General features: G+C 69.2%; 7 protein-coding genes and 2 pseudogenes. 4 read left to right on the forward strand and 5 right to left on the reverse strand.

What is annotated here, in order from left to right:
- Positions 1 to 34: 34 nt before the first annotated feature.
- Positions 35 to 796, forward strand: coding sequence for a 3-hydroxyacyl-CoA dehydrogenase (locus tag AC08OT_RS05115; protein WP_476592200.1), 762 nt, complete (start codon positions 35 to 37; stop codon positions 794 to 796).
- Between the two features lie 6 nt (positions 797 to 802).
- Here AC08OT_RS05115 and AC08OT_RS05120 read toward each other — a convergent pair whose 3' ends face one another.
- Positions 803 to 3,451: a valine--tRNA ligase gene (locus tag AC08OT_RS05120; protein ID WP_476592199.1), complete on the reverse strand. Its 2,649-nt coding sequence runs from the start codon at positions 3,449 to 3,451 to the stop codon at positions 803 to 805.
- Positions 3,452 to 3,831: 380 nt separating this feature from the next.
- Between AC08OT_RS05120 and AC08OT_RS05125 the strand changes: the two genes are divergently transcribed.
- Positions 3,832 to 4,839 carry a PP2C family protein-serine/threonine phosphatase gene (locus AC08OT_RS05125; RefSeq protein ID WP_476592198.1) on the forward strand — a complete coding sequence of 336 codons (1,008 nt, stop codon included), beginning with the start codon at positions 3,832 to 3,834 and terminating at the stop codon, positions 4,837 to 4,839.
- Here the strand turns inward: AC08OT_RS05125 and AC08OT_RS05130 are convergent.
- The 4 genes and pseudogenes from AC08OT_RS05130 to AC08OT_RS05145 all read right to left on the reverse strand — a co-directional run bounded on the left by AC08OT_RS05130 (position 4,748) and on the right by AC08OT_RS05145 (position 10,445).
- The gene (locus AC08OT_RS05130; protein WP_476592197.1) at positions 4,748 to 5,269 is read right to left on the reverse strand and encodes a MerR family transcriptional regulator; all 522 of its coding nucleotides are present in this window, start codon (positions 5,267 to 5,269) and stop codon (positions 4,748 to 4,750) included. The genes AC08OT_RS05125 and AC08OT_RS05130 overlap by 92 nt on opposite strands.
- Positions 5,270 to 5,367: 98 nt before the next feature.
- Positions 5,368 to 7,208, reverse strand: a pseudogene (locus tag AC08OT_RS05135) (MFS transporter).
- 69 nt (positions 7,209 to 7,277) lie between these two features.
- Positions 7,278 to 9,497, reverse strand: coding sequence for an SF1B family DNA helicase RecD2 (gene recD2, locus AC08OT_RS05140; RefSeq protein ID WP_476592196.1), 2,220 nt, complete (start codon positions 9,495 to 9,497; stop codon positions 7,278 to 7,280).
- Between the two features lie 264 nt (positions 9,498 to 9,761).
- Complete coding sequence (locus tag AC08OT_RS05145; protein WP_476592195.1) at positions 9,762 to 10,445, reverse strand: TetR family transcriptional regulator; 684 nt, start codon at positions 10,443 to 10,445, stop codon at positions 9,762 to 9,764.
- 117 nt (positions 10,446 to 10,562) lie between these two features.
- Between AC08OT_RS05145 and AC08OT_RS05150 the strand changes: the two are divergent.
- Positions 10,563 to 11,373, forward strand: a pseudogene (locus tag AC08OT_RS05150) (3-hydroxybutyryl-CoA dehydrogenase).
- Between the two features lie 35 nt (positions 11,374 to 11,408).
- Positions 11,409 to 12,204: acyl-CoA dehydrogenase family protein (locus AC08OT_RS05155; RefSeq protein ID WP_476602571.1), on the forward strand; the 796-nt coding region annotated here is incomplete at its 3' end.

Below are 12,204 nucleotides of genomic sequence, written 5' to 3' on the forward strand. Positions count from 1 at the left end.
CTCCGGCCGGCGTCCCTCCCGGAGAGGAACTCACATGCAGATCACGGATTCAGTCGCCGTGGTGACCGGCGGGGCTTCCGGCCTCGGCCTTGCCACCGCCACCCGGCTTGTCGACGCTGGTGCCAGCGTGGTCCTCCTCGACCTCCCGTCCTCGAACGGCGCGGCGGTCACGGAGAAGTTCGGCAGCTCGGTGCGATTCAGCTCCGGCGACGTCACCTCCGAGCAGGACGTGACGGCAGCTCTGGACGTGGCGGCCGAGCTGGGCCCGCTGCGCATCGCCGTCAACTGCGCCGGCATCAGCAACGCCGCCAAGACACTGAGCAAGGAAGGGCCGTTCCCGCTGGCCATCTTCGAGCGGGTCGTCAAGGTCAACCTGATCGGCTCATTCAACGTCATCCGGCTCGCGGCCGAGCGGATCAGCAGGACCGAGGAGATCGACGGCGAGCGTGGCGTCATCATCAACACCGCGTCCGTGGCGGCGTTCGAGGGCCAGATCGGGCAGGCCGCCTACTCGGCGTCCAAGGGCGGCATCGTCGGCATGACGCTGCCGATCGCCCGCGACCTCGCCAGTCTGAAGATCCGCGTGGTGACCATCGCCCCTGGCCTGTTCGACACCCCGCTGCTCGCCTCGCTGCCGGAGCCGGCTCGCGTCTCCCTCGGCCAGCAGGTCCCGCACCCCTCGCGCCTGGGCTCCCCCGACGAGTACGGCCTGCTCGCAACCCAGATCATCGCGAACCCCATGCTCAACGGCGAGACCATCCGCCTCGACGGTGCCATTCGGATGGCACCCCGCTGAACGGGTTCACAGCGCCGCGAGCTGCTCGGCGAGGCGCGCAATCGAGGTCTCGGCGTCGAGCAGCCGCTGGCGGGTCTTTTCGACCACGGCGACCGGCGCGCGGCCGGTGAAGTTCGGGTTGGCGAGCTTCGCGGCGACCTGCTCCTTCTCCCTGCCGGCCTCGGCCAGCAGCTTGCTCAGCCGCGCCCGTTCGGCCGCCGTGTCAAGCGCGCCGGACAGGTCCAGGGCCACGCTGACCGATTCCAGGGCGACGGCGGGCCAGTCCCCCGGTAGTCGGTCGGCGACCGTGAGGTCGAGGGAGCACAGCGCCCCGATCTCCTCCCGCCACCCGGCCAGACCCCCAGCGCCGGCCGGGCCACCCGGACCGACCCGGCCACCTGGACCGACCATGACCGCGGCCACCCGCCGGCCGGGGCGCAGCCGCTGGTTCGCCCGGAACTGCCGCAGCCCCGTCACGACCCGCCGGAGCCGGTCGATCTCGGCCTCGGCGGCCGGATCTGCGCGGCCGGCGATCGAGACCGGCCAAGGCGCGGTCACCACCGTCGTCCCCCCGGTCAATGCCGTCCACAGTTTTTCGGTCACGAACGGGATGACCGGATGCAGTAAGCGCAGCAGGACGTCGAAGCAGCGGCCCAGCACGGCCCGGACCGGGTCCGCCGCCGGGCCACCCGCCCGCAGCGGGATCTTGGCCAGTTCGAGGTACCAGTCGAAGAGCTCGTCCCGGGCGAAATGGAAGAGCGTCTCGCAGGCCCTGGCGAACTCGAACTGTTCGTAGTAAGTGTCGACGTCGGCCACCACGGCCCGCAGCCGGGAGAGAATCCACCGGTCCGCGGCGGACAGCGGCCCGCCGGCGAACGGGTCCGCGGTCGGGTCGGCGCCGTTCATCAGCGCGAAACGGGTGGCGTTCCAGAGCTTGTTGACGAAGTTGCGGCTGGCGTCCACCGCCTCCTCGGACAGCGGGACGTCGGCCCCGGGATTGGCTCCCCGGGCCAGGGTGAAACGCAGCGCATCCGCGCCGTGGGAATCGATGAGCGCCAGCGGGTCGATCGCGTTTCCCCAGCTCTTGCTCATTTTCTTGCCGTGCGCGTCCCGGATGAGCCCGGTCAGCGCCACTGTCCGGAAGGGCACGTCGGGCATCGTGTAGGAGGCGAGCATCATCATCCGGGCGACCCAGAAGAAAATGATGTCGTATCCGGTGAGCAGGACGGCGGTGGGATAGAAACGGCGCAGATCCGCCGTGTCCTGCGGCCAGCCCAGCGTGGAGAACGGCCACAGCCCGGACGAGAACCAGGTGTCGAGCACGTCGACGTCCTGGCGAATGCCGGTGGCGCCGCAGGTTCCGCAACGGTCGGGATCGAGCATCTCGTCCCCGGCGGGCGGCACGGTGACGTGCCCGTCCGAGCAGTACCAGACCGGGATGCGATGGCCCCACCACAGCTGGCGGCTGATGCACCAGTCATGCATGTCGTCGACCCAGCCGAAGAACCGCCCGGCGAGCTCCGGCGGGCTGATCGTGGTCCGACCGTCACGGACCATGTCCCCGGCGGCGCGGGCCAGCGTGGCGACCACGACGAACCACTGCAGGGACAGCCGGGGTTCGACGACCGTCTGGCACCGGTCACAGTGCGGAACGGCGTGGAGGTAGGGCCGCCGCTCCGCGACGATGCGCCCCTCCGCCCGCAGTGCCGCGGTGATCGTGCTGCGCGCCTCGAACCGGTCGAGCCCCTGGAAGGGGCCGTGGGCGATGATGATGCCGCGCTCGTCCATCACAGTCAGGCTCGGCAGGCCGTGCCGCCGGCCGATCTCGAAATCGTTCGGATCATGGGCGGGGGTGACCTTCACCGCGCCGGTACCGAAGGCGGGATCGACGTGCTCGTCGGCGATGATCGGGATCCGCCGGCCCGTCAGCGGAAGCTCGATCTCGGTGCCGACGAGATGCGCGTACCGCTCGTCGCCCGGGTGCACGGCCACCGCCGTGTCACCGAGCATCGTCTCCACCCGGGTGGTCGCCACCGTCACCAGGCCGTAGGAGATCGAGACGAGCTCGCCCTCCTCCTCGAACGCGTCGACCTCGATGTCCGACAGGGCGGTCAGGCAACGGGGGCACCAGTTGATGATCCGTTCTGCCCGGTAGATGAGCCCGTCGTGGTACAGGCGGGCGAACATGGTGCGCACGGCCCGGCACAGGCCCTCGTCCATCGTGAACCGCTCGCGGGTCCAGTCGACGCCGGCCCCGAGGCGGCGCATCTGCTCGCCGATGGTGCCGCCGTAGGACTCCTTCCACGCCCACACGCGCTCGACGAACGCCTCGCGCCCGAGATCGTGCCGGCTCCTGCCCTCCCGCGCCAGCGCCCGCTCGACGACGTTCTGGGTCGCGATGCCGGCGTGGTCCGTGCCGGGCAGCCACAGCACGTCGTAGCCCTGCATCCGCCGCCGCCGGGTCAGCGCGTCCATGAGCGTGTGCTGGAAGGCGTGGCCCATGTGCAGCGAACCGGTGACATTGGGCGGCGGGATGACGATGCAGTATGGCGGACGCCCGGGCGCGCCGGTGGGAGTGAAGACACCCTGCTCGATCCAGCGCCGGTACAGCCCGGACTCTACCGACGACGGCGCGTACGTCGTCGTCAGATCAAGACGAATACCAGGCGTGGTCATGTGGGCCAGTGTATGAGGAGGCACCGACCTGATCGGCGGGAGAACCGACCGCGCTGGCTGGTGAGGACCCCTGGAAGCAGGGCTTCGGCGGGTTCGGTCCGGACCGCTCGCGGGTAGACAGACAACCATGCGGCCTAGCCAAGGCGAGATCCCCGGGCAAATCTCCCGGGGGTGCTGAGGGTGCTGCGGTGCTGAGGTGCTGAGGTGCTGAGGGTGCTGAGGGTGCTGCGCTGATTCGCCCCGATCGTCCCGTTGCTCATACTCGCCCTGGTGGTCGGACTGCACCTGAGCAACCCGGAATGGAACATGCTCGGACTCGCGATTCTGAGCCCCATGCTCGCGGCCACGTTCGCCGGCCCCGGCTGACCGCCGGCTACGGGGTGGCGGCGATCCTGGCGGGCATCCTGCTGAGTCTGCACAATGACCTGTTCGGCCGGAGCGGCGGTGGCCCGACGGCCCAGGTGGTCCGGTTGGTCGGGGTCACGGCCGGCGGAGTGATGGCCGTCCTGGTCAGCCGGTACAACATCCGACGCGAGACGAAGCTGCAGAACGTCACTCGGGTGGCCGAGGTGGCGCAGCAGACGATCCTCAGTCCCGTCCCGTCGTCGTCCGGCGGGCTGCGGTTCGCCGTCCGCTACGAGAGTGCCACCGTGGAGGCCATGATCGGTGGGGATCTGTACGAGGTCGTCGACAGCCCGTGGGGAACCCGCCTGCTCATTGGTGACGTACGGGGCAAGGGGCTCGATGCCGTGCGGATCGCGAGCCGGGTGCTCAGCTGCTTCCGGCTGATGAGTCGACACACGGGCGACCTGCGCGATCTGCTGGCGAACCTCGACGCGGAGGTCGCCGATGTCAGCGGCCTGGACGACTTCGTCACCGCGGTCGTCGGGCAGGTCGACGGCAGCCGTCTGACGCTGGCGAACGCGGGACATCCCGATCCCGTTCTCGTTCGTGCCGGGCAGGCGGATCTGCTCACCGTCTCGTCCAGGCTGCCACCGCTCGGGCTGATCACGGACGGGAGCAACGTGACGGACGCCGCGCTGCGGGCGGGGGATCGCCTGCTGCTCTATACCGACGGCATCACCGAGGCACGCGCCCCCACGACCGGCGCCTTCTTCCCCCTACTACCCGCGGTCGAGGCCGCGTTCGCCCACGCGTCACTCGACGAGGCGCTGACCGATCTCGCCGACCGGGTCCGGGACTGGACGCGATCGACACTGAACGACGATGTGGCGCTCCTGGCGGTCGAGGTTCCCGGACCGACCCGGCACGCCGGCCCAACCGACGATCGGGTGATCACTGGGAACTGTCGGCGACCCCCTTGGCCAGCCGGTCCGCCCGCTCAATCCGTTCGTCGATCTCGTCACGGAAGGCCACCAGCCGGCTGATTTTCTCGTCGATCTCGACACGGAGCCTCCGGTAGGCCGACGTGCCCTCGGTCAGCAGCCGGATGCGGTCCGCGTTGTCGGACGCCGCGTGGTACTCCTGCCGGACCTGGGCGAGACGATCCTCGTAGGCGAGGATCGTGCGGATCTCGTCCAGGTTGAAGCCGAGCAGCGTCTGCAGCTCGCGGATGCGCCGCACCCGGGCGAGGTCGGAATCCGCGTACAGCCGGTTCCCGCCCAGGGTGCGCCCAGACGGGGTGAGCAGCCCCACCTCCTGGTAGTACCGCAGGGCCCGCACCGAGACGCCCAGCTCCTGCGCGGCCTGACCGATCCCGCGCAGGTCACGAGCCGCGTCCCTGGCCGCGTCCCTGGCCGCATCCTTGGCCGCGCTCTTGGCTGCGTCGCCGTCCCGCACCAGGCGATTGTCCCGCATGACGCCATCGGCCCGCGTGACGCCATCGGCGGCTCTGATCATCGACGTCGGGGCCTTTCTCGCGCTCAGCCTGTCCCGCGCTCGGCATGTCTCGCGGCCTATCGCTCGGCGACCAGGGGGCTGCTCGGAAGAGCACTCCCGGCACCGTCCTCCATCGCCGCGATGTCGCCCGCGCCGGCCAGCCCCTCGGCCGTCTCTTCGAGCAGTGGACGGCGCACGTGCGGCCGGTCCTTCCCGCGCAGCCAGGAGAAGCCCGCGGCGACCAGGCAGACGACAGCGGCGAAGGCGAGGCGCAAACCGTCACCGAACGGCCCAGAGATGATGTTCGGGAAGAAGGTGTGCCCGGTGAGGAAGTCGGCCTTCGCCGGGTCGAGCTGCGACAGGGTGTCCGGGCCGAGCAGTCGCTCGGTGGGGTTGTACCCGAGGAATGCGGCGAACAGGCTGCCGATCGGCGGCAGGTTCGCCAGCTCGTGCGCCTTCGCCGGGGAGACGCCCTGCCCGACAAGCCCGGAGTACATGGCGTCCGGAAGGCTGGCGGCCAGCCCGAGCGCGATGATGGTGAAGAAGACGCCGATGGACAGCACGCTGGCCGAGTTCTGGAACGTGTTGAGCATGCCGGCACCGGCACCGCGCTGGTTGGGCGGCAGGGTGTTCATCACGCTGCTGGTGTTCGGCCCCGCGAACAGGCCCATGGACAGGCCCATGGACAGGCCCATCAGCAACAGGATCAACGCGAACCACGGATAGTCGAAGTCGATGGGAATGGCGTCGAACAGCAGGAACGCCACCGCCGTGATCACCAGCCCCAGGGTGGCGAACGGACGCGCACCGTAGCGGTCGGCGAACCGGCCGGCCAGCGGCCCCGCCACCAGGAATCCGACGGTCACCGGAATCAGGTAGATGCCGGCCCACAGCGGGGTCTTCTCGAAGCTGTAGCCATGCAGCGGCAACCAGATATCCCCTGCAGCCAAATGATCAATATGAACTGCAGACCACCACGGGCGAGCGCGCCGAGCAGGGCCGCGATGCTGCCCATGGTGAAGGTCCGGCTCCGGAACAGGTCCAGGCGGAACATCGGGTCGGCGGAGCGCAGCTCGATGACGACGAAGCCGATCAGCACCGCGAGACCGCCAAACAGGCAGCTCAGCACGAACGGCTTGGTCCAGCCCATCGTGTGACCGCCATAGGGCTGCAGCCCGTAGACGATGCCGGTCAGGATCGCGATGAGGCCGACCGCGAACGTGATGTTGCCGGCCCAGTCGATCCGGGCCTGGGTGCGCGCCCCGTTGTCGCGCAGCTTCAGGTAGGCCCAGGTCGTCCCGAAGATGCCGAACGGCACCGAGACAAGAAAGACCAGATGCCATTCGGCCGGCGCCAGCAAACCTCCGATCAACAGCCCCAGAAATGATCCGACGATCGCCGCGACGCCGTTGACCCCCAGGGCGAGCCCGCGTTCGTTCTCCGGGAAGGCGTCAGTGATGATCGCGCTGGAGTTGGCGAAGAGGAAGGCACCGCCCACGCCCTGCAGCACCCGCATGATGATGATCCACCAGGCGGCTGCCGTGCCATGCATCCAGGTGACGGCGAGCAGGATCGAGAACAGCGTGAAGATCGCGAAGCCGAGGTTATACATCCGCACCCGGCCGAACATGTCGCCGACCCGCCCCAGACTCACCACGAGCACCGAGGTGACCAGCAAGAATCCCATCAGGATCCAGAGGAAGTACGAGGTGTTCTCCGGTGCGAGCGGGTCTATCTCGATTCCCCAGAAGATGTTCGGAAGGGCGATGAGAAGAATCGAACTGTTGATCGTCACCATCAGGATGCCGATGGTCGCGTTCGACAGCGCGATCCACTTGTAGTTGTCCGGACCGGGCCGGGCCAGGACCTCGTCGGCCCCGAGCGGCAGGATGCCGGCGGCGGTGTCGGAAGTCGTCACGGCACGAAGGTAGCGTCTCCATCTAACGTCAGCGGTAGATGTGACCTGGTTCATAGCGGTGCTTACCGTTCACCCGCTACGCAGCCGGTGGTCAAGCGCGGTGTGCCGCTGGCCGTGACCGGCGGCCCGCACCGCCTGGCCGATCGCCCGGCGGGACCCCACCAGCACGACCAGCTTCTTCGCCCGGGTGACGGCCGTGTAGAGCAGGTTGCGTTGCAGCATCATCCAGGCGCTGGTGGTGAGCGGGATGACGACCGCGGGGTACTCACTGCCCTGGGAGCGGTGGATCGTCACCGCGTAGGCGTGGGTCAGCTCGTCGAGCTCCCCGAAGTCGTAGTCGATGTCCTCGTCCTCGTCGGTCCGGATGGTGAGCGTCTGGTTTTCCACATCCAGCGCGGTGACCACGCCGAGAGTGCCGTTGAAGACCCCGCTCGCGCCCTTGTCGTAGTTGTTGCGCACCTGCGTGACCTTGTCGCCGACCCGGAACGTCCGGCTGCCAAAGCGCCGCTCGGCCACGTTCGGGCGGGACGGCGTCAGGGCCTCCTGCAGCAGGGTATTCAGCGCGCCGGCCCCCGCCGGGCCGCGGTGCATCGGGGTCAGCGCCTGCACGTCCCGGCGCGGATCGAACCCGAACTTCGCCGGGATCCGCCGGGCGACCACCTCCGCGGTGATCTTCGCCGCCTCCTCCGCCTCCTCGGCGGCGAACAGGAAGAAGTCGGGCAGTCCCCGGACCAGCGGATAGTCGCCGCGGTTGATGCGGTGCGCGTTGGTCACCACCCCGGACTCGGTCGCTGCTCGGAAGACCTGGGTGAGCCGGACATGCGGGATCGGCGTCCCCTCGGCGAGCAGGTCGCGCAGCACCTGGCCGGCACCGACCGACGGCAGCTGGTCGACGTCGCCGACCAGCAGCAGATGCGCGCCGGGCGGAACCGCCTTGGCAAGCTTGTTCGCCAGCAGCAGGTCGACCATCGACGCCTCGTCGACGACGATCAGGTCGGCGTCGAGCGGGCGGTCCCGGTCGAAGGCGGCGTCACCGCCCGGCCGCAGCTCCAGCAGCCGGTGCACCGTCGATGCCTCGTGCCCGGTCAGCTCGGTCAGCCGCTTCGCGGCCCGGCCGGTCGGCGCGGCGAGGATCACCTTCGCCTGCCGGGCCAGCGCGAGCGTCACGATGGAGCGGACGGTGAAACTCTTGCCGCAGCCCGGTCCCCCCGTCAGCACGGCGACCTTGGACGTCAGGGCAAGCTGCACCGCATCGCGCTGTGCCGGCGCGAGCTCGACCCCGGTTCGCTCCCGCAGCCAGCCCAACGCCCGGTCCCAGTCCACCGAGGCGAAGGCGGCCAACCGGTCCGCGCCGGTGTTCAGCAGGCGGCGCAACTGGCCGGCGACGGAGATCTCGGCCCGGTGGAAGGGCACCAGGTAGATCGCGGCCGTCGGCGTCGCCGGATCCTCGCTCGGAACCTCCTCCCGGACGACCCCGTCCTCGGCGACCAGCTCCCCCAGGCACTCGATGACGTCGCCGGTGTCGACCTGGAGAATCTGCACGGCGTCGCTGATGAGCCGGGGTTCGGGCAGAAAGCAGTGGCCACCGCCGTCGGTGGCCTCGGACAGCGTGAACAGCAGGCCAGCCTTGATCCGCTGCGGACTGTCATGCGGAATCCCCACCGCCTTCGCGATGGTGTCCGCGGTGCGGAACCCGATGCCCCAGACGTCCGTGGCCAGCCGGTAGGGCTCATTGCGCACCACACCGATCGACGCGTCCCCGTACTGTTTGTAGATCCGCACCGCCAGCGAGGTGGACACACCCACCCCCTGAAGAAAGACCATCACCTCCTTGATGGCCTTCTGTTCCTCCCACGCCTCGGCGATCGCCCTGGTACGCTTCGGGCCGAGCTTCGGCACCTCGATGAGCCGTTCCGGCTCCTTTTCGATGACGTCCAGCGCCGCGACCCCGAAATGCTCGACGATGCGTTCGGCCAGGCGCGGACCGATGCCCTTGATGAGGCCCGAGCCGAGATAGCGCTGCACGCCCTGGACGGTCGCCGGCAGCACGGTCGTGTAATCCTCGACCTGGAACTGGCGGCCGTACTGCGGGTGCGAGCCCCATCGCCCCCGCATCCGTAGCGATTCCCCCGGCTGCGCGCCGAGCAACGCCCCGACGACGGTCACCAGGTCGCCGCCGCGCCCGGTGTCGACCCGCGCGACCGTGTAGCCGGTCTCCTCGTTGGCATAGGTGATCCGTTCCAGCACCGCATCGAGGACCGCGCCACGGAAGGGTTCGCGTCCGGTCATGGCAGCCGCCGGGACGCCGGGACGATGAGAATCACCGCTTCCTCGGAGTGGGACAAGACGATCTCCAGCTTCGGATGGGGTAGCAGGGTAACGGACCGAGCGGGGCAACGAACAGAGCGGCCGGGGCGGGCGGTGTCCGCCCCGAACCGTGTGCCCATCCTGCCCTTCGGTCGATCGCCACCGTTCCCCGGCGCGGTCCGGCCGTCCCCTTCCGTGACCAGTACCGCGAAGTAGGTCCGCCGGCATCCTTTTCAGACACCCTCGCTAGCTCAAGGGGCGCCGCTGTTCCTCGTCAAGTGCCCGACGCAACCGGGTGACCACGGCGTCCACGCCGGCGGAGATGCGGAATACGACGACGGCTGTCCCGGCTTCGGCAGGTGTTTCGAGATGCTCGAGCGCCACCTCCATCGCACGGTTGAACTCCTCGCCGGGGGAGGTGGTCTCGCCTCGGAGCCAGCGTCGGAGCACATGGTTGTGGGCGGTGACGATGGCCGCGGACACCAGCTCGGCACGCAGGGCGCCGTCGGGCTCGTTGCCCATCCAGTCGCGCAGGAACCTGGCGAACAGGCGCTGATACTGCCGGATGCCGGCCACCTCGCGGGCGCGGAGTACAGGGACGGTGCTGGTCAGGCGGTAGCGGGCGCGGGCGAGCTCGCCCTCGGCGAGGTAGTGCTGCAGCACGATGCGGGCGGCCTCCGCGAGAGCGAGCCCGCGGGTCTCTGGAGCGGCGGTCGCGAGCCGGGCTGCGATGTGGCCGAGCAGCACGTCGTGCTCGGGAAAGATCACGTCCTCCTTGGACCGGTAGATCCGGAAGAACGTCGTCCGACCGACGCCCGCGCGTTGCGCGATGTCGTCGACCGTCGTGCCCTCGAAGCCACGCTCCTCGAAAAGCTCGAACGCCGCCGCGACGAGCCTGTCCTTGGCCAAGCGGGCCGGCTGCTGCTCCACGGCACCGAAATTACTTGGTGGTACGTAGTTCCACAACTATGATACTGCGTACCAACACCGTGGAGGAGGAGCCAGGTGAACGCCATCAACAAGGTCGGTGTCGTCGGCTGTGGCCTGATGGGTGCCGGGATCGCCGAGGTCTGCGCCCGCGCCGGCAAGGACGTGGTCGTCGTGGAGATGACCACGCCCGCCGTGGCCGCGGGACGGCAGCGTCTGGAGACATCACTGTCCCGCGCGGAGAGCCGCGGCAAGGTGGCCAGCGCCGCGGAGGTGCTCGCACGCATCCAGGTCGTCGAGGACATCGAGGCCCTGGCCGACCGCGGGCCTCGTGGTGGAGGCGATCGTCGAGGACGAGACCGCCAAGTCCGCGCTGTTCAAGCGACTCGACGACGTCGTCAAGGACCCGGACGCGGTGCTGGCCTCCAACACCTCCTCCATTCCGATCATGAAGCTCGCCGTGGCCACCGAACGGCCCACCCACGTCCTGGGTATCCACTTCTTCAACCCGGTCCCGGTGCTGTCCCTGGTCGAGCTGGTGCCGAGCCTGCTGACCGACCCGGAGACGACCGAACGGGCGCGGGCGTTCGTGCAGGACGATCTGGGCAAGCACGCCATCGACTGCCAGGACCGGGCGGGCTTCGTGGTCAACGCCCTGCTGATCCCGTTCGTGCTCTCGGCGATCCGGATGCTGGAGTCCGGGTTCGCCACGGCCGAGGACATCGACCAGGGACTGGTCCGTGGTGCCGCCCACCCGCAAGGACCACTGGCGCTGGCTGACCTGATCGGGCTGAACACCACCAAGGCGGTGGCCGAGTCGCTGTACGAGGAGTTCAAGGAACCCCTCTATGCGCCGCCGCCGCTGCTGGCCCGCATGGTCGATGCTGGCCTGCTGGGCCGCAAGACCGGCCGTGGCTTCTACACCTACTGAGCGCCCTGGTAGGCGACCTAGCGAGCGAGGAACCCATGACCGCCACCGACTTCGACCTGTACCGACTCAGCGACGAGCACCTCGAGCTGCGCGACGCCGTACGCACCCTGGCCTACGACAAGATCGCGCCGTACGCCGCCCACGTCGACGCCCACAGCCGGTTCCCGCAGGAGGCCTACGACGCGCTGGTGGCCTCCGACTTCCACGCGCCCCACGTCCCCGCTGAATACGACGGCGTCGGCGCAGACGCGCTCGCCACCTGCATCGTCATCGAGGAGGTCGCCCGCGTCTGCGCGTCCTCCTCCCTGATCCCCGCCGTGAACAAGCTCGGCAGCCTCCCGCTCATCCTCGGCGGCACCGACGACCTGAAACAGCGGTACCTCCCACCGCTGGCCCGCGGCGAGGCCGCCTTCTCCTACGGCCTCTCCGAACGTGAGGCCGGCTCCGATACCGCTGCGATGAAGACCCGCGCCGTCCGCGACGGCGACCACTGGGTGCTCTCCGGGCAGAAGTCCTGGATCACCAACGCGGGGATCTCCGAATACTACACCGTGCTCGCCGTCACCGACCCCGACGGCCGACGCGGCGCCAACATCAGCGCTTTCATCGTGGAGAGCTCCGACCCGGGCTTCTCCGTCGGCAGCCCGGAGAAGAAGCTGGGCATTAAGGGCTCTCCGACCCGCGAGCTGCTCTTCGACGACTGTCACATTCCCGAGGACCGTCTCATCGGGGAGCTCGGTCACGGCCTCCGGCTGGCACTGCGTACTCTCGACCACACTCGGGTGACCATCGGTGCACAAGCCATCGGCATCGCCCAGGGCGCGCTCGACC

This window comes from Frankia sp. CgJB1 (genome assembly GCF_977947065.1).

Excerpts from the sequence above, each read along its gene's own strand:
- AC08OT_RS05115 (WP_476592200.1), top strand. The coding sequence starts at position 35 with ATGCAGATCACGGATTCAGTCGCCGTGGTGACCGGCGGGGCTTCCGGC.
- AC08OT_RS05120 (WP_476592199.1), bottom strand. The coding sequence starts at position 3,451 with ATGACCACGCCTGGTATTCGTCTTGATCTGACGACGACGTACGCGCCG.
- AC08OT_RS05130 (WP_476592197.1), bottom strand. The coding sequence starts at position 5,269 with ATGCGGGACAATCGCCTGGTGCGGGACGGCGACGCAGCCAAGAGCGCG.
- recD2 (WP_476592196.1), bottom strand. The coding sequence starts at position 9,497 with ATGACCGGACGCGAACCCTTCCGTGGCGCGGTCCTCGATGCGGTGCTG.